The organism is Alkalibacterium kapii, from assembly GCF_007988865.1.
Taxonomy (GTDB): domain Bacteria; phylum Bacillota; class Bacilli; order Lactobacillales; family Carnobacteriaceae_A; genus Alkalibacterium; species Alkalibacterium kapii.
Genome location: NZ_BJUY01000006.1, coordinates 81,428 through 102,124 on the forward strand (window position 1 = coordinate 81,428; position 20,697 = coordinate 102,124).

Annotated in this window: 18 protein-coding genes, 1 tRNA gene and 1 riboswitch; of the genes, 6 read left to right on the forward strand and 13 right to left on the reverse strand. The window is 40.5% G+C overall.

The annotated features are described in order from the left end of the window. Window positions 1–8: 8 nt before the first annotated feature. Window positions 9–986, reverse strand: coding sequence for an alpha-ketoacid dehydrogenase subunit beta (locus AKA01nite_RS03745; protein WP_146923946.1), 978 nt, complete (start codon window positions 984–986; stop codon window positions 9–11). A 2-nt stretch (window positions 987–988) separates the two neighbouring features. Further along, entirely contained in the window at window positions 989–2,095 is a 1,107-nt protein-coding gene (gene pdhA / locus AKA01nite_RS03750) for a pyruvate dehydrogenase (acetyl-transferring) E1 component subunit alpha (RefSeq protein ID WP_146923948.1), read from the reverse strand. Between the two features lie 633 nt (window positions 2,096–2,728). Here pdhA and AKA01nite_RS03755 point away from each other — a divergent pair. Beyond that, window positions 2,729–3,715 carry an NAD-dependent epimerase/dehydratase family protein gene (locus AKA01nite_RS03755; protein WP_146923950.1) on the forward strand — a complete coding sequence of 329 codons (987 nt, stop codon included), beginning with the start codon at window positions 2,729–2,731 and terminating at the stop codon, window positions 3,713–3,715. Between the two features lie 149 nt (window positions 3,716–3,864). Here AKA01nite_RS03755 and AKA01nite_RS03760 read toward each other — a convergent pair. The 4 genes from AKA01nite_RS03760 to AKA01nite_RS03775 all read right to left on the reverse strand — a co-directional run bounded on the left by AKA01nite_RS03760 (window position 3,865) and on the right by AKA01nite_RS03775 (window position 6,406). After that, window positions 3,865–3,948 (reverse strand) — tRNA-Leu (locus AKA01nite_RS03760). A 163-nt stretch (window positions 3,949–4,111) separates the two neighbouring features. Next, entirely contained in the window at window positions 4,112–4,969 is an 858-nt protein-coding gene (locus AKA01nite_RS03765; protein WP_146923951.1) for a YtnP family quorum-quenching lactonase, read from the reverse strand. A 95-nt stretch (window positions 4,970–5,064) separates the two neighbouring features. Continuing rightward, a complete protein-coding gene (locus AKA01nite_RS03770) occupies window positions 5,065–5,301 on the reverse strand; it encodes a hypothetical protein (protein ID WP_146923953.1) in 237 nt (78 codons plus the stop codon). Between the two features lie 79 nt (window positions 5,302–5,380). Beyond that, window positions 5,381–6,406: a Gfo/Idh/MocA family oxidoreductase gene (locus AKA01nite_RS03775; protein WP_146923955.1), complete on the reverse strand. Its 1,026-nt coding sequence runs from the start codon at window positions 6,404–6,406 to the stop codon at window positions 5,381–5,383. A 254-nt stretch (window positions 6,407–6,660) separates the two neighbouring features. On the opposite strand from AKA01nite_RS03775, the gene AKA01nite_RS03780 reads away from it, so the two are divergent. Then, the gene (locus AKA01nite_RS03780) at window positions 6,661–7,023 is read left to right on the forward strand and encodes an ArsR/SmtB family transcription factor (RefSeq protein ID WP_146923957.1); all 363 of its coding nucleotides are present in this window, start codon (window positions 6,661–6,663) and stop codon (window positions 7,021–7,023) included. 32 nt (window positions 7,024–7,055) lie between these two features. Continuing rightward, window positions 7,056–9,248 (forward strand): heavy metal translocating P-type ATPase, encoded by a 2,193-nt coding sequence (locus AKA01nite_RS03785; protein ID WP_146923958.1) that lies wholly within the window; start codon window positions 7,056–7,058, stop codon window positions 9,246–9,248. Between the two features lie 89 nt (window positions 9,249–9,337). On the opposite strand, the gene AKA01nite_RS03790 is transcribed toward AKA01nite_RS03785, so the two are convergent. The 5 genes from AKA01nite_RS03790 to AKA01nite_RS03810 form a co-directional block, all read right to left on the reverse strand. Beyond that, window positions 9,338–11,212, reverse strand: a complete 1,875-nt coding sequence (locus AKA01nite_RS03790) for a heavy metal translocating P-type ATPase (protein WP_146923960.1) — start codon at window positions 11,210–11,212, stop codon at window positions 9,338–9,340. 121 nt (window positions 11,213–11,333) lie between these two features. After that, a riboswitch (NiCo riboswitch) is annotated at window positions 11,334–11,445 on the reverse strand. 789 nt (window positions 11,446–12,234) lie between these two features. Next, window positions 12,235–14,127: a heavy metal translocating P-type ATPase gene (locus tag AKA01nite_RS03795; protein ID WP_146923962.1), complete on the reverse strand. Its 1,893-nt coding sequence runs from the start codon at window positions 14,125–14,127 to the stop codon at window positions 12,235–12,237. Window positions 14,128–14,304: 177 nt separating this feature from the next. After that, window positions 14,305–14,598 carry an iron-sulfur cluster repair di-iron protein, ric gene (locus AKA01nite_RS03800; protein ID WP_146923964.1) on the reverse strand — a complete coding sequence of 98 codons (294 nt, stop codon included), beginning with the start codon at window positions 14,596–14,598 and terminating at the stop codon, window positions 14,305–14,307. Window positions 14,599–14,631: 33 nt separating this feature from the next. Beyond that, window positions 14,632–14,865: a heavy-metal-associated domain-containing protein gene (locus tag AKA01nite_RS03805; RefSeq protein WP_146923966.1), complete on the reverse strand. Its 234-nt coding sequence runs from the start codon at window positions 14,863–14,865 to the stop codon at window positions 14,632–14,634. Window positions 14,866–15,173: 308 nt separating this feature from the next. Next, window positions 15,174–15,854: a Crp/Fnr family transcriptional regulator gene (locus AKA01nite_RS03810; protein ID WP_146923968.1), complete on the reverse strand. Its 681-nt coding sequence runs from the start codon at window positions 15,852–15,854 to the stop codon at window positions 15,174–15,176. A 130-nt stretch (window positions 15,855–15,984) separates the two neighbouring features. Here AKA01nite_RS03810 and AKA01nite_RS03815 point away from each other — a divergent pair, with 130 nt between their 5' ends. After that, complete coding sequence (locus tag AKA01nite_RS03815; RefSeq protein WP_146923970.1) at window positions 15,985–16,734, forward strand: sulfite exporter TauE/SafE family protein; 750 nt, start codon at window positions 15,985–15,987, stop codon at window positions 16,732–16,734. A 161-nt stretch (window positions 16,735–16,895) separates the two neighbouring features. On the opposite strand, the gene AKA01nite_RS03820 is transcribed toward AKA01nite_RS03815, so the two are convergent. Beyond that, window positions 16,896–17,540 (reverse strand): class I SAM-dependent methyltransferase, encoded by a 645-nt coding sequence (locus tag AKA01nite_RS03820; RefSeq protein ID WP_146923972.1) that lies wholly within the window; start codon window positions 17,538–17,540, stop codon window positions 16,896–16,898. A gap of 136 nt (window positions 17,541–17,676) precedes the next feature. On the opposite strand from AKA01nite_RS03820, the gene AKA01nite_RS03825 reads away from it, so the two are divergent. Beyond that, window positions 17,677–18,321, forward strand: coding sequence for a deoxynucleoside kinase (locus AKA01nite_RS03825; protein WP_186805080.1), 645 nt, complete (start codon window positions 17,677–17,679; stop codon window positions 18,319–18,321). A gap of 68 nt (window positions 18,322–18,389) precedes the next feature. After that, on the forward strand, window positions 18,390–18,914 hold the full coding sequence (locus AKA01nite_RS03830; protein ID WP_146923976.1) for a methylated-DNA--[protein]-cysteine S-methyltransferase: 525 nt from the start codon (window positions 18,390–18,392) through the stop codon (window positions 18,912–18,914). Here AKA01nite_RS03830 and AKA01nite_RS03835 read toward each other — a convergent pair. After that, on the reverse strand, window positions 18,911–20,290 hold the full coding sequence (locus AKA01nite_RS03835; protein WP_146923978.1) for a Glu/Leu/Phe/Val family dehydrogenase: 1,380 nt from the start codon (window positions 20,288–20,290) through the stop codon (window positions 18,911–18,913). The two genes, AKA01nite_RS03830 and AKA01nite_RS03835, sit on opposite strands and share 4 nt — an antisense overlap. Between the last annotated feature and the right edge of the window lie 407 nt (window positions 20,291–20,697).

Below are 20,697 nucleotides of genomic sequence, written 5' to 3' on the forward strand. Positions count from 1 at the left end.
ATTACCTCCTAGAACTTGATAGTTTCGTTTACTTTTTCAACAATAGCTTCCGGACCAGGTATCCATTCGTTCTCGATCTGTACAAATGGATAAACAGTATCTGGAGCAGTCACGCGAGAAACCGGTGCATCCAATTCCATAAAGCAGCGCTCGCCGATTTCTGACATCAGATTACCACCGACACCAGCAACTCTTTGAGATTCCTGAACGACTACTGCACGATGTGTTTTTCCGACTGATTTTCTAATGGTTTCCATATCGATAGGAGCAATGGTTCTCAAATCAATCACTTCTGCACTGATGCCTTCTTTTTCAAGCTTATCGGCAGCTTTCATTGATTCATGTACCATGAAACCGGAAGTGACAATGGTGACGTCTGTTCCTTCTCTAACGACAGCTGCTTTATCAAGCGGAACTGTGTAATATTCTTCAGGCACTTCACCTTTAACGGAACGATACAGTTTTAGATGTTCTAAAAAGATGACAGGGTCGTTCGATTCAATTGCTGACAATAACAGCCCTTTAGCATCATAAGGATTTGTGGGAACAACAACTCTTAGTCCCGGTATGCCTCCAAACAATCCCTCCATACTGTCCGAATGCAATTCAGGCGTTCCTACGCCGCCGCCAAAAGGTGTACGGATAGTAATAGGTAAGTTTCTTGTTCCGCCATAACGGTATCGGTATCTGGAAATTTGTCCCATTATCGGACTGATGGCTTCTGTACTGAATGCGCTGAACTGTAATTCAGGCAATGCTCGGAATCCTTCATGTCCAAGTCCTAAAGTCATGCCTAAAATACCAGATTCAGCTAAAGGCGTATCAAAGACACGACTTTTTCCGAATTCATCTTGTAGACCATCTGTTATTCTAAATACACCGCCATTTGGCCCAACATCTTGTCCAAAAATCATTGTGTTATCAAATTTGTTCAATGCATTTTTTAATGCATCCGTAATAGCTCCTGCAAATGTTAAATTAGCCATGTTTATCCCTGCTCCTTTGCTTTGTATTTTTCGATTTGTTCTTTAATATTCTGAGGTTTGACTTCATACATATTTTCAAGCAAGTCAACAATTTTCATTTCAGGTTCCTGATTCATTTTTTCAATTGCTTGTCGTGCTTCTTTTGTTACCTCTTTTTTGATTTCTTCTTCTCGACTTTCTTCCCATAAACCTTTTTCTACTAAATAAGTTCTCAAGCGAACGATTGGATCTTTTTTCTTCCACTCATTTAATTCTTCATCTGTACGGTATTTCTTAGGATCATCTGACATCGTATGCGGTCCAAAACGGTAAGTCAGTGTTTCAATCAAAACAGGTTTATTTTCTTTCAAAGCATATTCTCTTGCTTTTCGAGCTGCTGCATAGGTTGCGACTGGATCCATACCATCAACTTGAATGGAAGCAATTCCTGCTGCCACACCTTTTTGTGCCAGTGTTTCTGCGGCAGTCTGCTCATGAACGGGTACTGAAATGCCATAACCATTGTTTTGAACAACGACGATAAGTGGCACGCCAAATGCCCCTGCAAAGTTGATACCTTCGTAGAAATCACCTTCAGATGTAGCAGAATCACCGGTAAACGCTAAAACGACATTCTTTTCATTCTTGCGTTTCTTGGCAAAGGCCACTCCCATCGCATGGGTGATTCCACCTGCAACGACCACTTGAGGAACCATCATTGGGAAGTCTTTGTCATATTTATTACCCCCTACATGACCTCTATACCACATAAAGGCTTGATGCATTGGTAATCCGTGCTTGATAGATACGCCGATATCTCTATATCCCGGTACTAGGAAGTCGCCTTCTTCTAGTCCTTTTAATGTACCAAACTGACTTGCTTCTTGTCCTCCGGCAGTCGCGTAGTTCGCTAGTGCCCCTTGTCTGTTTAAAATAATCGTACGTTCATCCAAGGCTCTGCCCCAGACGATGTCTTCCATTAAAGCGACTAATTCATCATCACTAAATTCCTTCATTGTTTTTTCATCGACAACTTTTCCCTTTTCATCCAAAACCTGATACATTTTGAAGTTGTCCTTGTAACCTTCTACAAGTTTGTCAAAATTAAGCTTGCTTAATTTCTCTGCCATTTTCTCAAAACCTCCTGTTATTTGTAAACGTTTTCTACCAACAACTAAATCATAGCAAGAGTCTTAGTTTTATACCAATTAGTGTTTTTTATCTACTTATAAATTTATTTAATAACCTTTTAACACCAACGGAAACCGCTTACTTGTTTTGGAATGCTAATTTTATTTTCTTAATATTTTAATTGCTCTTTAATTTTCGATTTTGTTTTAACTTTCATGTGACCTTTTGATCGTCTTTATCCTTAGAAAGGGCACGCATTTTGCTTTTATGTTACCTTTTAGTCGGCTTTACCTTAGAAAGGGCATGTATTTTACTTTTGCGTTACCTTTTGCACTGCCTCACTCTCCGAAAGGGCGCGCATTTTGAGTTTGCGTTACCTTTTAATTGTCTTTACCCCTGAAAAAGGCATGCATTTTACTTTTGCCTGACCTTTTGCACTGCCTCACTCTCCGAAAGGGCACGCATTTTGATCCCTTTGGTGTTTTGTATTATTTTACCCGAAGAAAAGGGTATGTATTATGTTTTATCAGGAAGCTCTTAAACAAAACAAACCTATTAGTATTTGTAATTTATGATAATACTTACACTATTTTTTTTTGTATTATAATAAGCGACAGAAGGGTGGTTTTAATGTGAAAAAAATTTTAGTTTTAGGTGGAACTGGTTTTTTAGGTTATTACACGACTAAAGAACTGTTAAGTAAAGGCTACAAGGTCAAGGCGCTTTCTCTGCCTCCTATGCCAGATGAAAATTTATTCGCAGATACTAATGTTGAAAACATGCTGGCGAATGTCAACGAATTGAGTGACGAAGAAGTGCTTGATATCTTAAGCGATGTCGATGGTGTTATTTACGCGATCGGCGCGGATGAACGCATTGTTCCTGACGCACCGGCGTTCTCATTTTTCTATGAAGCCAATGTCCTGCCGACTCAGCGACTCGCTCGTTTGTCCGCAAAAGCAGGTGTCGAGAGCTTTGTGATTTTCGGTTCTTATTTTGCTGAATTTGCTGAAAGATTTACTGACGTTGACTTGAAGAGCGAACCTTATCCTGCCACACGTTTACTGCAGGAGCAGATCGGTTTTGCTGAAGGGGAAGGGAAAATGCGTGTAAGCAGTCTCCGTCTTCCTTATATATTTGGAACCATGCCTGGCCGTACGCCACTTTGGAAAATGTTTACAGATCAAATCAAAGGAAAAGACGTTTATCCTGTCCTAGGTGGTAGTACTGCTGCCGTAACTGTTAAACAAGTTGCTCAAGCTGCAGTGGGCGCTTTGGAGAAAGGCGAGCATCGCGGGACTTATCCACTTGGTGGGATCAATTTATCCCATAAAGAATTTGCTGATATGATGGTCGACGCGTTAGGGCAAAAAGATAAAACACAGGTGCCTGTCGTTGATCTGGAGACCGTGCTGCCTAGCTACAAGGCAATCGATGAAAAATCAGCTGCAGCTGGCAAAGAGCATGGCATGCATATGGTGATGAATGCGGATATGAATAGTCGTGATCTGTCTATTGATCCTAAAATCTCAATGGACCCCTTAGGTTATGAAGAAGATGACGTCTACGCCAGTATTGAAAAAACGCTTGAAGCCTGTGTAAAAGCTTCTGAATCTTAAACCCGAATAATTAGATTTGAATTCCTGCATCTACTTTTTCTTAAGTATGCATACAAAAAAACCTCGTCTGCAATGACTGTAGACGGGGCTTTTCTTCTTTATTATCATATAAAAAGGTTCTGTAAAACGATGCGTTTGATTTTGAAATATGGCCAGGAAGGGAGTTGAACCCTCACGAGCGTTGCGCTCACCAGATTCTGAGTCTGGCGTGTCTACCATTCCACCACCTAGCCGGAACATTCAACAGTATAGCACAACTCCACTCATTTGTTAATATTTTATTGTTGCTTCTGCTTATTTTTTCTGTTGTTTTTCTGTTTTTAAAAAAATTATGACTATATAATTTCTTTATTAAAAAAACAGATTTTCAAAGATTGTCGATAAAATACAACACGTCTAACCGCTCGACTTTTTGGATCGTCTCATAAAATCGACGATGTCTTTCCCATTTTCATCCCACTGCACCATTCGGTAGTAGGCATCATGATAAAAAATGAATGTATAATGATTTTTATAGGCATGTTTCATCCACTTCTCTTTGGCATAGACAGAATCCATCGGGTAATCATCATACGCCATGACCCATAAAGGATTCTGATGGGCAGTCGACGCCATAATATCAGCCATATGCATGAGCGTTTCTCCGTTCTGGTCCAGTTTCACTACCGCATGACCCTTACTGTGGCCGCCGGTATGATACATCGTGATCCCCGGAATGATTTCCCGCTCTTTTTTGAATGTTTCGACTTGTCCTTGAATGGCTTCCCAGTTCTTTTTCCAGTAAGAGCTTTTTGATCGGATATTCGGATGCCTCACTTCATCCCACTCTGTTTCAGTCATATATATCACCGCTTTAGGATAGGAAGAGACAAACACGCCGTCTTCTTCATGCGTCAGTCCTGAGGCATGATCAAAATGCATATGCGTCATGAGGACACCATCGATATCACTTTTAGTTAGTCCCAGCGTATTTAAGTTTTCATCTATATGAGACTCTTCCTTGACGCCAAAATTACGTTTCTGCTTTTCTGTGAGCTTGCCTTTACCGATGCCTGTATCGATCAGATAATTTTTCCCCTGATACTGAATAAGAATGGGCTCCGTTGCATGCGTAATTTGATTCTTTTCATTGGCAGGGTATTTTTTATACCATAAAGGTTTCGGTACCACGCCAAAAATGGCTCCCCCATCGAATGAAACAACGCCGCCATCTAACCAGTACAAGGTCATGTCGTGAAATATCAATTTATCCAAGTAATTCCCTCCAGTATCATTGTTAGATCTATCATAAAAAGGAATAGAGGCTTGTGAGAACACCACTATTCCTAAAAATGTATTCGTTTATTAACTTACCAGCTGGCAGAAAATAAAGTAAAGAACCCTATGACACCAAGCACGAATAACACGATTACTGCGATCAGTGACCAGTTATTTAACTTACGGGCCAAAGTGGCATCGACGCCGCCTTTTGTTGCTTGACCTGCTAAGTAAATACCCAATGGAAAAGCTAGGATAGTTAAACCCATCCATCCGGCAAATAAGCATACCCACGATAAGATATGAAAAAGATTCGCATTTTCAGACATCATTTCCCTCCTTTTTGACTTCTATCATTCATTATCATTTTTTTCATTGAACTTCTCCCGAGGCAAGTGCTAAACTTTTTTAATAATTTTTCATTTCGCTGATACCTTCTTCAAGGATTTCGATTTGACGGATCGTTTCTTCATCCTTCACGATTTTTTCCTTGCCGTTGACAATCGATTCATAAACCCCTTTGTAAATCCGGCTGTAGTCGCCTACTTCGGATACGACTTTCTCTTCATGGTAGTGTCCTTTGTCATCCATATAATAAAGCGTCCCGTAATGCTCTGGCAGATCGACACCAAAATCATTATTTACCGGCATGTAAAACAGCTTCAAGTGTTCTTCCTGACGGTCTTTCGTTTCTTTGATGAACGCCCCTTTTTTTCCATAGATTGCAAAGCTTGGACGGCCCTTCAAGCGGAAATAGCTTGATTTGACGCTTACTTTCAAATTGTTCGTATAATTGAAGTCCAAATCAAAGTAATCATTCATGCGTCCGTCGCCTAAAAGCTGGCGAACATCATAGTGGATGTCCACTGGATTGCCAAAGTATGATAGCACTTGATCCACTGTATGGCAGGCATGTGTGTACATAAAGCTGTTTAATTTATCAAACATTTCTGCGTTTTCAGGTACTTCAGGTCTGAAGTAATCAAAATGCATTTCAACTTCCAGTATGTCTCCTATTACGCCACTTTCGATCACTTTCTGAACTGTTAAAAAATCTGAGTCGAAACGGCGGTTCTGATAGCACTGGATAAATAGCCCTTTTTCCTCAGCCAAATCAAAAAGCTCTTTCGCTTCCTCCGATGTTTCCGCGAAAGGTTTCTCGACCAGAACGTGTTTATTGTTTAAAAGTGTCTCTTTTGCAAGTTCATAATGGCTTTCTGGCGGCGTGCAGATCACGACCAAGTCTATTTCTGAATCATTATAAATAGCCGTTTTATCTTTTACGTAATCAACTCCAGGAACTCTTTCCCATTCTTCATTGTGACCCGAACGGGCTTGAATCATTTTGATGTTTATCCCTTCGACTTGCGTTGAAAAAGGGATGTGGTAACGGTTCGTACTTTTCCCATCACCGATATAAGCAATATTCAACATGAATTTCCCTCCATTAAATAATCCTTTAATGATTTATTCGCTTGCACGTATCATTATTTTTTTAAATCATTCAAGTTAGTGGTTTCATTTCCATTGTATCTGTTATGCTCCTGTCCGTAAACTATATAGAGTGTTAATTTTAATTTTTATACTCCTTTTAGATCAACTAGCCATTGATTCAATTTAACTTTGACAAATAACCAGGAAATTGCTAAGATACATTCAAATGATCGTTTGAATGATAGGAGATAATAATGACTAAAGAGATGTGTAGCTGTACAATCTTACATAAAGAAAAAGTAGATGACGTAAAAGCTTCGCTTGATGGTGCTGACTTTTCTGATATTTTAACCTTGAGTAAATGCATCAATGATCCTTCAAGAATAAAAATCCTTTATGCATTGAAAGCTTGTGATGAAATGTGCGTCTGCGACCTTTCTGCGGTTCTTGAATCAAGCAATGCTTTGGCGTCACACCATTTGCGTTTCTTAAAGAAACATGGACTCGTCACGTCTCGAAAAGAAGGAAAAACAGTTTACTATTCACTTTTAAACCCATCAGTCTTGGACGTTCTTGATGCTTTTCAAACAATGAAAGAAATACCAGTATATCAATAATGATCAATCAAATTTAATAAGAAGGTGTATTTATGTCAACTAGTCATCCGCAGCATGAATGGCTGCTCGAAGGTCTCGACTGCGCCAACTGTGCCGATAAAGTCGAACGGGGTGTCGCTCTGGTTCCTGGTGTCACAGACAGTAAAGTCAACTTTATGACCACGACCCTAAGTTTTCGGGTAACTGCAGCAGATGAACATGATGTGTTAAAAAACGTGAAAGATAAGGTCCAGACTCTGGAACCGGATATCACTCTTTTAGAGAAAGCCAGTGGCAGACAAGTCAGTCTGGATAATGATGCAACTGTCCATACAGCTGTTAAAGAAGATGCGCTTGAAACAGCCAAATCCACAGACCGCTCTTCACGCTTTAAAGGACTTGAATCAAAAACAAAAACAACACTCGTGCGTTTGTTTTTCAGTCTAATTTTACTGCTTTCAGGTATGTTTATCCCTTTAAACGAAGGTCTGTCACTCGTTTTATTCATTGCCGCCTATCTAGCCGCAGGATATGATGTGGTCTGGCGTGCGATCAAAAACATCCTGCACGGACAGTTGTTTGATGAAAATTTCCTGATGACGATTGCGACATTCAGTGCTTTTTACATACAACAGTACCCTGAAGCTGTCGCAGTTATGGTTTTCTATCAGATCGGTGAAGTCTTTCAGGATATTGCCGTTACAAAATCCCGTCGTTCGATTTCTGACTTAATGGATATTCGACCGGATTATGCCAATTTAGTCAAAGGTGACACGGTAGACAAAGTGGCCCCTGAAACAGTACAGGCTGGTGATACCATTCTGATCCGTCCCGGCGAAAAAGTTCCTTTGGATGGAGAAGTCATTGAAGGAACTTCATCGATGGATACGTCTGTTTTGACCGGTGAATCTGTTCCAAGAAGCGTGAAACCAGGCGATACCGTGTTGAGCGGTTATATCAATAAAAATGCTCTACTGAAACTTGTTGTAGAAAAACCTTTTGCCGACTCTACTGTAAAGAAAATTCTAGACTTGGTACAAAATGCCAGTGGACGAAAAGCACCTACAGAACAATTTATAACAAAGTTTGCGCGCTATTATACTCCGATCGTAGTCATCGCTGCCGTCATGCTTGCAGTCATTCCGCCTTTACTTTTACCGGGCGCTACTTTCAATGAATGGATTTACAGAGCAAGTATTTTCCTTGTTATTTCCTGTCCTTGTGCGCTTGTTATCTCTATTCCTGTTGGATTCTTTGGCGGGATCGGTTCGGCTTCCAGAAAAGGGATCCTTGTAAAAGGAAGTAATTTCCTTGAAGCGTTGAACGATCTCAAATACATTGTTGTGGATAAAACCGGAACACTGACAAAGGGAAAGTTTGAATTGAATGAAATAAAACCAGCCAATGGATTTCAAGAAGCACAGCTCCTTGAGTCTGCTGCTTATGCAGAAGCCTATTCCACCCATCCCATTGCTGATTCGATCAGAGAACGGTACGATCAAACGATTCAAAAAGACAGGATCACTGCTGTTAATGAAATCCCAGGTCACGGAATCGAAGCTGAAATCTCTGGAGAAAGAGTTTTAGCTGGAAATGCTCGATTGATGGAAAGATTCTCTATCGATTATACTAAGGCACAAGACAGTGGCACGCTCGTTTATGTGGCAGTAAATGAAACATACATGGGGCATTTACTGATTTCTGACACAATCAAAGAGGACTCCGCTGAAGGAATTAAAAAACTTAAAAAATCAGGAATCGAGCATATCATTATGCTGACAGGTGATTCCAAAAAGATCGGTGAAGATGTTGCAGAAAAACTCGGCATCACTGAGGTTTATACTGAATTACTGCCTCACGAAAAAGTAGATGCTCTGGAAGATATCCTTTCAAGGAAAGAGAAAAATGAACGAGTGGCTTTCGTTGGTGATGGGATCAATGACACGCCGGTTCTCGCCCGCTCAGATATTGGCATCGCGATGGGGGGACTCGGTTCTGATGCAGCTATTGAAGCCGCCGATGTCGTCATTATGGATGATAAAATACCTAAAATCGCCAGTGCCTTAAAAGTCGCTAAAAACACACGAGGAATCGTCTGGCAAAATATCATCTTAGCTCTTGGAATAAAGGCTGTTTTTCTGATACTCGGAGCCTTTGGTATCGCAACACTATGGGAAGCCGTATTTGCTGACGTTGGCGTCACTGTGCTTGCCGTATTGAACGCTATGCGGATACTGAATAAATAACTAGCAGAGGAGTTAATCAAAAAACCCTGAGATGCACATGTCTCAGGGTTTTTCTCTGTTTATTTTTACTGTACTTTCACTGCTGTTTTTTAAACTCTTACGGAGTCATATTGTTCAGTAAGGTCTTTCTTGGCGGGTGTGGAACCAATCAGACGCAGACCATTCAATATGACGAGTATGGTCGAACCTTCGTGGAAAAGAACGGCCAGCGGCAAGCCGAGTACACCAAAGAGGTTCAAAACGATCAGTATAATGATCACACTGATTGAGAACACGACGTTTTGGAAAATGATTCTATTCAGCTTTTTACTTAGTTTATAGCTGTAAAAGAGTTTCAGCAGATCGTTTTTAACAACGACGACATCTGAAGATTCCATCGCAACGGACGACCCGCTACCCATGGCAATGCCAATATCCGCATTTGCTAAAGCCGGTGCATCATTGATTCCGTCACCGATCATCCCAACGATCTCGTCTTTATCCTGACTCTTTAAAACATAATCGATTTTGTTTTCCGGCAGCATCGACGCTTCATAATGATCAACACCAACTGTTTCTGCCACGTGTGTTGTTACTTCTTCATTGTCTCCGGTTAAAAGAGTGACTGAGATACCTTCCTTTTGAAAGCTAGCTACCGCTTCAGCAGATTGCGTACGGATCTGGTCGCTGAGCGAAAAGTACCCCACGACTTCATCCTCTTTAGCTACCAGAATGATCGTGTTCCCTTCCTGGAAGTATTTTTTATACTCGTCGTATTTATCGTAATTTTTAAAGGCTTCAGGCTTTCCAATAAAAAGCTTGCCTTTTTTGACGCCTGCGCCTGCTATTTCATTGACAGGTTCATCCTGATCAACCGTCGTTAAATCGGTCTCTTTGAAAGCATTAACGATTGCTTTTGCAATAGGATGACTGGACTGCTGCTCCATATAAACTACTTCTTTTAAACTTTCTTCTGGAATGTTGTAGTCGTTCACTATAAATTCGCCGTGCGTCAATGTCCCGGTTTTATCTGTATACAAGGTATCCATCGTGCTCAAGGCTTCCATTGCCGCGCCGCCTTTAAATAGGATGCCATTTTTAGCACCGTTACTAATTGCGCTCAGCGTTGCCGGTGTTGCTGAAGCCACAAGCGCACAAGGACTGGCTACAGTTAGAAAGACCATACCACGATAAAAAGATTCTTGAAATGAAATACCTATCACGCCGTATAGTACGAAAATAAAGATAGGAACGATGATCAACACAGAAATAACGTATTTACTTTCGATTCGATCAATGAATTTTGAGATACGAGAAGGTTTACTTTGGGCTTCTTCGACCATTCGAATGATATTTGAAAAAACCGTTTCATCATTTGTTTTATTCACTTCAAGATGAAAGGCATCATTTTCATTTATCGTGCCGGCAAAAACTTCATCATTTTTTTCTTTTTCGACAGGAACAGCTTCTCCGGTCAGTGCCGCTTCATTAACGACAGCCTTTCGGTCAATGATCCCGTCTATGGGTATTTGCGCCCCTTTTGCCACAACTACTATATCACCTATTTCTAGTTCCTCAGTCGGGACTGTAACGACTTCACCATTCTTTTTCAGGACTTGAGCGGTCTCTGGAACTTGAGCCATCAGTTCAGAAATGGCTGATGTTGATTTGCTGTTGGCATAGTCTTCCAGCACTTCAGCAGTAGCAAAAATCAAAAGCAGCGCCGCCCCCTCGGATTCATAATTTATAATTACAGCGCCCGCAGCTGCTAAAATCATGAGTAGATCGACATTTGGTGATTTGTCTTTGATCGTTTCTGTAATAGCATCCTTCGCTGCAAAAAAACCTAAAAAGAAAATCGCTGCATAAAACAATCCTGTGCTGTAAGGATTATCGACTGCGGTCAAGGCAAAGCCGATTGCTGTTAAAATAACGCCAATGGACAAGAATTGTCCTTGCTTGTTCTCCATTAAATAGTGTAACATTTTAACCCCTTCTTTCTTATTTTTGTTTTTACTATTATTTTTTGAAAGTGATTTAATCGTTATTTTATTCCCCCTTTTTGGTTTATCACTATAAAAAAGGGCATACCCGTAGGACAGAATTAACTGTCCCACAGATATGCCCTTTACAAACATACTCTGCTGCCGCAACAAAGTGCAGCCCGGCTGCATGTTCCCCTACGTGAGAGGTTCACCGCCTGTTCAGATCACAATGAATAAATCATTCTTTATTCAAAGCTTTCATATTTAATTTTAAAGTGACAAACTTAATTTTCAATCTTTTTGTGAACTCATCTACATAATAGCATCTTATTCTCTGCCGGTCAAGCAATCGATTGCAGAAGTATCATTATTATAGAAAAAACGAGCAGAAAAGAAAAATGGCCATCTTTCTTCCTTACCCTAGCCCATACTTATAGTTATTTTATACTTTTTTTTAGTTTTATTTAAAATACTCACTCATATGGTCCCGGTTTTTTGAGTTCGACATCTCGCTCTCAAAAGTGCAGACTCACTCGGGCAGCTGCTCCTGAGTTCGACATTTCGTCCTAAAAACTGCTTACTCACTGGGGTAACTGCACGTGAGTTCGACATTTCGCTACCAAAAATGCATACTCATCAAGGTACCTGCTCCTGAGTTCGACATTTCGTCCTAAAAACTGCTTACTCACTGAGGTACCTGTTCACGAGTTCGACATTTCACTCTCAAAACTGCATACTCGCCGAGGTAACTGCTTCTGAGTTCGACATTCCACTCTAAAAACTGCACACTCACTGAGGTACCTACTCACGAGTTCGACATCTCGATTCAAAAACTGCTTACTCACTGAGGTAACTGTTCACGAGTTCGACATCTCGCTCTCAAAAGTGCAGACTCACTCGGGCAGCTGCTCCTGAATTCGACATGTCACGTCAAACACCTATTACAGAAGTTATACATGTGCCGGGTTTAGTTTGGAAGTAGTAAAAGCATCCTGATAGGCAGGATGCTTTCCTTATTGATCTTAAGTTGTTTCGACTCTTACTGCTTGCTCGCGCGTGTCCGTTCTATGCAGGCGATACTTTAGCAGACGCATACCGTTGAATATCACGACTAGTATACTTCCTTCATGGACCAGCATACCAATGGACATGTTCATCCAGTCACTGAAGAAGACACTCGCTAAGAGAACAAGGACGACCCCAACAGCAATCACGATATTCTGAACCATATTGCTGACGGTTGCTTTGACTAATCCTAAAGCATGCGGTAGTCGACTGAAATCAGAGTTCATGAGAACGACATCTGATGTTTCAATAGCGACGTCTGTCCCGCTACCCATAGCGACTCCAATATCGGCCAATGCCAAGGATGGGCTGTCGTTCACTCCATCACCAACGAAAGCCACAATCTGTCCTTCTGTTTGAAGCTTTTCAATATAAGCCGACTTATCTTCCGGCAGCATGTGTCCATGTGCTTCAGTTAACCCAAGCTCTTCTGCGACTACGTCAACGGTGCCCTGGTTGTCTCCAGAAAGAACGACAAGGTTCTTCACGCCTAATTCTTTCAACTTCAACAGGTCTTGTTTCACACCTTGTCTGACCTGGTCCCTAATACCCATCAACACATAAAGAACACCATCAACAGCAGTCAGCACTAAAGAGTTCCCGTTTTTTTCCGCTTGTTTGATATCCTGTTTAGCTTTTGTACTTAATTCAATGCCTTCTTTATCCATTAAAGCGACGTTTCCTACAACGACGCGATGTCCGTCAACTTGCGCAACGATTCCGCCTCCCTTGACCACTTCTGTTTCAGATACTGGATAAAGTTTAGGTGCCTTTATTTCTTCAAGCACAGCTTTTGCCAGAGGATGATCCGATTCTTTTTCAACGCTAGCCAGATAATTCAAGGCTTCTTCTGCATACTCTCCATACATTTCTTTCCTGGCTAAACTTGGATTTCCGACAGTCAGAGTTCCTGTTTTATCAAAAACGATCGTATCCACACGGCTGAAGTCATGGATCACTTCACTTCCTTTTAAAAGTACCCCATGACGGGCACCATTGCCTATGCCAGAAACGTTAGACACTGGAACACCTATAACTAGTGCACCGGGACAGCCCAGAACTAAAATAGTAATAGCCAGTTCAATGTTCTGACTGATCAGCCAGACAACAAGCGACAGAACTAAAACGGCAGGTGTGTAGTATTTTGAAAACTTGTCGATAAAGCGTTCTGCTTCGGACTTGGAATCTTGTGCCTCTTCCACCAGTTCGATGATTTTTCCGAAAGTCGTTTCTTCTCCGACACGGTCCGCACGAATCTGAATGGTACCGTTCTCTAATATTGTTCCCGCGTAAACTTCTGATTCTTCAGTCTTTGTCACTGGAACGGATTCACCTGTGATACTGGCTTCGTTGATATAGCCTTCTCCTTTAAGAACCGTACCGTCTACGGGAACTTTTGCCCCTGTTTTAACTAGTAGGACATCCCCTTCGTCTACTTCATCCACGTCGACTTCTTCAAATTCACCGCTGTCTGTCTGAACAAGGGCGCTCTCTGGTGCCATCTCTGTCAATTCTTTAATAGCTGAACGGGTCTGATTCAGAGTTCGCTGTTCCAAGAAATGACCGAAAAGGAACAGAAAAGTCACAATGGCTGACTCTTCAAAGTTCTGTATTAGAAATGCCCCAGCGACTGCAATCGTAACCAAGACGTCAATACTGACTACCTTCACCTTGAGTGCCTGGTAGGCTTGTATTGCAATGGGCGCAATCCCAATAATTGATGCAATGATCAGTGAGATTTCAAAGACTGCCATGTTTTCCAGAACAAAGCGGCTGAAAAAACCTGTTATGATAAGTAGACCACTTAAAAGCGTGATCAGCTTCTTTTGACTCAATATAACTTTTTGCATGATTATTCCTCCTGTTTTTCTCTTCCCTTGATGTTAAATTAAGTATACCCGGTTCTGCCAGCCTTTAACTTGATAGCCGTCAAGTCTTGCTTATTTTCTTTTTAAAAAAAGAATGATCCCGGAAAGCAATCGATACTCTCCGGGATAACAACTCTTTATTCGATTGATTGTACCTGCTTAATTGTAATACGCTCTATCTGACTCAGATAACATACTGTAGACAGCTTCATAGGTTTCGCATGCATCACTTGGCAATGCATAGTGGTTCGTCACTTGCCGCAGTTCAGTAAATTCTTTATCTAAATCAACCTTATCCACCGTATTATCTTTAACTTTTGCATTCATAGTTTTGAACAATTCGTGTACTCTGTAGACTTCCGGATGATTTTTTCCGTGGGCCCGCGTTAAAGGCAAGGTGTAAATCTCCAGTTTTGGAAAATGTTCCTTTACAACTGTGTTGAATTCAGTCATTCTCTTTCCTTCTTTCTCTTATCTGATCTTTGATTACGCTGCTTTAACCGTTGATTTAATTACTGGATAACCTAAATCTTCAATCGCTTTTTCAATCTCTTCTATTGAGATCTTCTCAGAATCAAAGGCTGTCTTCGCTTTACTTGAATTGAAGAGTACCTTAACAGTGTCTTTGTCAACCCCGTCAAGACCTTTCAATGCGTTCTCGATTTTCTGTAAACAGCTTGGACATGACAGTGTTTCTAATCTTAATATTGCTTTCTTCATTTATACTCTCTCCTTTTATAATTGGCGTTTGCCTTGTCTCTTTCTCCTACAATCCTAGTATACGACACGTTCGATTAAATAGAATTGACCGCGATCAAGTTTTCCTATTCTATTTCTTGTGTATCTTTTTCTGTTGGACCGTAGTTGCTATTTCTTTTCCCTATCTCTTACAGTCATAGTATATGTCACTTGGCGGATATTGAAATTGATCAGCATCAATTTTCAAAATAAAAAAGACCACCCTGTCAGATTTTTAGTCCAACGTTGTGATCTTCGATCGTTTTGTTCGCTTTCATTCATTTACAAACTCATAAAAATAGCAGATTATCTTCATCAAGTATTTTTATTTTAGATGAACTGATGCGTTTTATCAGGTTCATTTCTTCCAGTTCTTTTAATTTCCGGCTCACAGTTTCCGGGGTCGTTCCGATATAAGAAGCCAAATCCTTTTTTGCCAAAGGAAGGGTAACGATATTTGTCTGACTGTCCGGTCCAAGCAGATCAACGAGATAAGAGGCCAGCCGCTGTTCAGTCGACTCCGTTGTGAAACGCGTTGCTTGTGTTTCACTTTGATCGACACGTGTGGATAGTTCCTGCAGGATTTTAAGTGAGATCGACGGATATTTAATGAGTAAAGCCTGGAGATCCGAACGCGTTATCTGGCAGACAGAGGTCGGCTCCATCGCTTCAGCATAGTTTTCATGGACTTTTTCATTAAATAAAGCCAGTTCCCCTGTAAACTCCCCGGGTCTTAAAACACGAACTAGCTGTTCTTTACCAGACTCGGATAATCGATAAAGACGCAGACTGCCTTTATTGACAATAGTTAAAACATCTGACGTCTCTCCGGCATGATAAACTAGCTCACCTTTTTTAAATGACTGCGAGCTTGCCGTTTCCATTATCTCATTCATCTGTTCCGCATCAAGATGATTGAATATGGGTACCAGAGAAACACAGCTTTTATGTTCATGGTTTTTGTTAGTCATATGATCTATCCTTTCTCAAAAGATATTCTTGCTTTTCAGACACTCATCATTTCTGTGTTAAACTCATCATACCATAGAATATATGGACAGCGATTGATTTATATCAAGTATTTTATCGAGGAGAAATATTATGGACTATTCAACTCTTTTACTTATTATCGTGGCAGTATTTCTAGGATCACTTATGCGTTCTACTTTAGGATTCGGCGATTCAGTTGTGAGCATGCCGCTTCTAGCGTTACTGCCGATTCCTTTTTCCACTGCTGTTTCGCTAGTGGGTCTCATCGGGTGCTTGGTCGCATTATTTTCGATTTTTTCAGGGTATAAACATTTCGATAAAATTATCCTTATCAAGTTATCTCTGGCAACTTTGTCTGGAATACCATTTGGCCTGCTTCTGGTCCGCTCCGTAGAAAGAAGATGGATCAGCCTTATCCTCGGTACACTTCTTATTCTTTATTCGATTTACTCTTTCATCGGCCCAAAAAGTCATCAAAAGTCAATTGCAAAAAAATTTCAGAACACATCTTTAGGAATCCCTTTTGGCTTCTTTTCAGGAATGCTTGGCAGTGCCTATAATATGAATGGCATCCCAATCGTTCTTTATGCTACACTAAGCAATTGGTCTCCAAACAAATTTAAAGACACACTACAGACTCATTTTTTGTTCTCAAGTCTATTCATTGTGTTCAGCCATTTTCTAAGTGGCTTCTGGACAAGGGAATTAGGTATTTATTTTCTATCGTCGCTTCCCGCTGTTTTTGCAGCTATTTTATTAGGAAACTATCTCTATAGTAAAATTAATGTTCTCAGGTTCAAACGATATGTACTCTTTTTTATATTTATATTGGGCCTATTTACATTTATTGATTTTCTTTAGAGAGTATTTACTCAAATTGGGCTATCAAGAGGCTATCTTTGCACAAAGTGGAGCTTTTTTATTACTTACAATTGTCACTTGACAAGAAGAGTAATACAGAACAAGGAAATCTAAAGTAATTTTTTTCATTGTCACTTTAGATTTATAATTAATCAGCCGCATCATTTCAATTTAAAAGTTGTATAGCGATAATCATCACAGTAAACCATTTCAAAGCCCACTTTTTCCGCTACGATTTCCATTGTTCTGGGAGTGAAAAAAGAGATATGTGTAAAGTCTCTTATATAGTGCCAGCCCCAAAATTTTCCCTCATCTTCTGGATGGAAGAGTGTCATCACAGCCAGGATACTTTTTTCATCCATCAGCGATTTAAGTTCAGCAAAAAGATCCAATGGTTCTGGAATATGTTCTACCACTTCTGTTGTTGTGATCAGATCAAAGGTATGGCCAGGATAGACGCGCTCTGGAGCATAAAACAGATCATAGATGGCGACGTTATAACCGTAATCCCGTTCCAAAAGCTGAGCTAACACTGGACTGGGACCACTTCCGTAATCAAAGGCTTTTTTTCCTTCATTGACAAATGGAAGGACTGCTGCATTCAGGAACTTCTCGAAAAATGCAACATATCTGGGATCGTCAATTGAATTTTCATGCTGTTCATATTGCTTGAGTTCTTTTTCTGAAGTCAAATAAAACGTTGGATCCTTGGCAATAAAATGACAATTCAAGCATTCATGAAAGATGTGTCCGTTACTTGGATGCTCTAGTTTTTTTGTTTGATGCTGACAAATTTTACACTGCATACTGACATTCTCCTCTAACTTGTTGCTCTCCCCATCCTATCATATTTTTGTGAACTTTACTTTTTTGATTATTATTTTCAATCAGTTATGGTATGATAATAGAGATACAAATTTTTGTGATTTGGAAGGAGATAAAATGTCTGTGATTGTTTTAGCAGGAATGATAGGTGCCGGAAAAAGTACGTACACTACTCTGATATCAAATAAATTAAACAGTAAAGCTTTTTATGAACATGTCGACGATAACGCAATATTAGAAAAATTTTATGATGATCCAAAACGCTGGGCGTTTTCTTTACAAATATTCTTCTTGAATACGCGCTTTAGAAGTATTAAAGAGGCCTTGGTACATAGACATAACGTTCTGGACCGTTCGATTTATGAAGATGCTTTGTTTACACGCATTAATTACGAGCAGGGAAATATGAGCGAAGCAGAAATGACTTTGTATACTGACTTATTGGAGAATATGATGGAAGAAATTGACGGAATGCCTAAAAAAGGTCCCGATCTACTGATTTATCTCAGAGGTTCTTTGGATACTCACTTGGAGCGTATCAAGAAACGTGGACGTCCGTTTGAGCAGATCGAAGGAAATCCCGAGCTGCTTGAATATTATAAGAGTCTGCATAGCCGCTACGACGGCTGGTTTGCTGAATACGACAAGAGCCCGACTCTAGTGATCGATATCGATAAAGTCAACTTGGATAACCCTGGTGATGAAGCATTCGTGATGGAACAAGTCAGAAAAGCCTTGGAGAAACAAAAACAACACGTTTAAATGATTAAAAGCTTCTCAAATCAACGAGAAGCTTTTTTCATACACGTGCAATCAAGGAGCGGGAAACAATGAGTCAGATTTTATACTATACATTAGTGAAACAGGATCACTGGTCCTTTTATATTGTTTGCACAAACAATGCCCTCTGCTTTGTGGGTTCCAGTCCAGCTTCTCTGGAGGAAATGACTGATTGGGTCTCGTTTTACTTTAAAGAAGCCGAGCTCATTAAGGACGACCAGGTGCTGGAGCCTTTTAGAAAAGAATTTATTTCTTATTTAAATAAGGAAAGACAGACTTTCACTTTCGATACTCTTTTTTTAAACGGAACAGATTTTCAGAAAAAAGTATGGAACAGCTTGAAAACTATTCCATACGGTGAACGGACGACTTATGGTGAGCTGGCGGTTTCTATTGGTTATTCCGACAAAGCCGCTCGGGCTGTAGGATCTGCTTTGAGCGCTAATCCTTTGCTCATCGTTTATCCTTGTCATAGAGTCGTGCCGAAATCGTCAGCTTCCAAAGGCTTTCGCGGTGGTCTCTTAATGAAAGAACATTTACTAGCGTTAGAATCTACAGATGATTCGCTTTTTTAGATGATGTCACCTGATCGTTTCATTGTGTCCACTAATCGGATAACTGCCAGTTTGAAACATAAAAAGCGAAGACTTTCTTTGTGTTCTGATGAAAAATGCTGCCTGTAGATGCGTTGGCTTACACTTTTCATGCGATTGCTCATATCTTTTAAAATCTCGTCTTTTCCTTTTATCTCATTTGTAAATCCCTGGATCCATTCAAAATAAGATACCGTTACGCCCCCGGCATTTGCTAGAATATCTGGAATGATCACTTTTCCTTGAGCGGTCAGATACTCATCCGCTTCTTTTGTGACAGGCCCGTTTGCTCCTTCTACAAGAATGTCTGCTTTGATGTCTTTTTGGTTTTTTTCTGTTACCTGGTCTTCGATCGCTCCTAGAATCAACACATCACAAGCTAACGTCAAGACGGCTTCCGGTTCTAAAATGTCACCTCCACTATTCATTTCCTTTAGTTCGTCTGCATTGGGTAACCGATCTGTTTCTTCCTTGAATGCAGCTAATCCCTCTACATCGAGTCCTTCTTCATTATAAATCGTTGCACGGCTGTCAGATACAGCGATTACTGTGTGTTTTCTGTCAGCTTTTTCCGCTTCAATTGCAGCAGCACGGCTTAAATTACCGAATCCTTGAATAGCGACCTTCACTTCTGCTTTTTCTCCAATCGACTTGATCATTTCTCTTTCATCTCTATAGTTGGCATCCACTGTTAAGGTATCGTCCAGTACGGTATCCACCAGATAATAATAACTTAAAAACGTTCCGATGCCCGTCGATTCAGACCGTCCTTTCGTTCCGCCATTCTCCAAGCTTTTACCTGTAAAGGTATTGATATACGGCTGATTTGGATGGAGGTTTTTATACTCCTGAGTCATCCAGTCCATCAACTTTGCACCTGAGCCGACATCCGGTGCAGGGATATCACGATACGGACCGATGTCGTTTTGGACGAGCCTGACAAATGCTTGACTGACCTCTTTTAACTCACGGTCAGAGTGTTTTCTGACATCGATATGCACGCCACCTTTACCTCCGCCATAAGGTAAGTCGTGTAAGGCGTTCTTCAGCGTCATCAGCATCGCCAGTGTTTCCACTTCTGCTTTGTTCACACCTGTGCTGAAGCGGATGCCACCCTTGTAGTACCCGCAGGCATTGTTATGCTGCACGCGAAACGCGGGATAAGTAGCAATCTCTCCGTTATCTCTTTTTATCCGCAGATCTCCTGAGATGATTTTATCAATACCTTTGAGCTGTTCTCCTCCTTGTTTTAACCATTCCGTTCTTTTTTCTCCCCAGCTTGCTAATTCATTCGTATCTGTTTCGATCAAGTAATCAACAACCTCTTGTATCAGTTGTGTGGTCGTATTTTCAGTCATGTGATTTCCTCCATTTCAAGGTAAGAACTGTTTTGTTTTATAATTATCAGTATATCATGTGATATCGACTAATTACGAATAACATGACAAAGGGTATATGTAAAGTTCACTGCAACCGTCTTTTTCTGATGATAGGTGACTTCTTAAGAATGCTTAGCCGTTTCAGTTTTTTATCATTAATTTGTGACTACTTAAGGTGGTTCCCTTTCAAAAAGGTGTCGCTATATACGTTTAGGAACAAGTTTTTATTAGATTTCCTCAGAAAGTTGTTCCAATACGTGTTTGGGAACACGTTTATTTTAGAATTTCCCAAAAAGGTGTCGCAATACGCGGTTGGGAACACGTTTATTTTAGAATTCCTCTAAAAGGTGTCGCAATATGCGTTTGGGAACACCTTTATTTCATAA

Excerpts from the sequence above, each read along its gene's own strand:
- pdhA (WP_146923948.1), bottom strand. The coding sequence starts at position 2,095 with ATGGCAGAGAAATTAAGCAAGCTTAATTTTGACAAACTTGTAGAAGGT.
- AKA01nite_RS03785 (WP_146923958.1), top strand. The coding sequence starts at position 7,056 with ATGTCAACTAGTCATCCGCAGCATGAATGGCTGCTCGAAGGTCTCGAC.
- AKA01nite_RS03800 (WP_146923964.1), bottom strand. The coding sequence starts at position 14,598 with ATGACTGAATTCAACACAGTTGTAAAGGAACATTTTCCAAAACTGGAG.
- AKA01nite_RS03805 (WP_146923966.1), bottom strand. The coding sequence starts at position 14,865 with ATGAAGAAAGCAATATTAAGATTAGAAACACTGTCATGTCCAAGCTGT.
- AKA01nite_RS03745 (WP_146923946.1), bottom strand. The coding sequence starts at position 986 with ATGGCTAATTTAACATTTGCAGGAGCTATTACGGATGCATTAAAAAAT.
- AKA01nite_RS03835 (WP_146923978.1), bottom strand. The coding sequence starts at position 20,290 with ATGACTGAAAATACGACCACACAACTGATACAAGAGGTTGTTGATTAC.
- AKA01nite_RS03780 (WP_146923957.1), top strand. The coding sequence starts at position 6,661 with ATGACTAAAGAGATGTGTAGCTGTACAATCTTACATAAAGAAAAAGTA.
- AKA01nite_RS03825 (WP_186805080.1), top strand. The coding sequence starts at position 17,677 with ATGTCTGTGATTGTTTTAGCAGGAATGATAGGTGCCGGAAAAAGTACG.
- AKA01nite_RS03770 (WP_146923953.1), bottom strand. The coding sequence starts at position 5,301 with ATGTCTGAAAATGCGAATCTTTTTCATATCTTATCGTGGGTATGCTTA.
- AKA01nite_RS03810 (WP_146923968.1), bottom strand. The coding sequence starts at position 15,854 with ATGACTAACAAAAACCATGAACATAAAAGCTGTGTTTCTCTGGTACCC.
- AKA01nite_RS03815 (WP_146923970.1), top strand. The coding sequence starts at position 15,985 with ATGGACTATTCAACTCTTTTACTTATTATCGTGGCAGTATTTCTAGGA.
- AKA01nite_RS03790 (WP_146923960.1), bottom strand. The coding sequence starts at position 11,212 with ATGTTACACTATTTAATGGAGAACAAGCAAGGACAATTCTTGTCCATT.
- AKA01nite_RS03820 (WP_146923972.1), bottom strand. The coding sequence starts at position 17,540 with ATGCAGTGTAAAATTTGTCAGCATCAAACAAAAAAACTAGAGCATCCA.
- AKA01nite_RS03775 (WP_146923955.1), bottom strand. The coding sequence starts at position 6,406 with ATGTTGAATATTGCTTATATCGGTGATGGGAAAAGTACGAACCGTTAC.
- AKA01nite_RS03795 (WP_146923962.1), bottom strand. The coding sequence starts at position 14,127 with ATGCAAAAAGTTATATTGAGTCAAAAGAAGCTGATCACGCTTTTAAGT.
- AKA01nite_RS03830 (WP_146923976.1), top strand. The coding sequence starts at position 18,390 with ATGAGTCAGATTTTATACTATACATTAGTGAAACAGGATCACTGGTCC.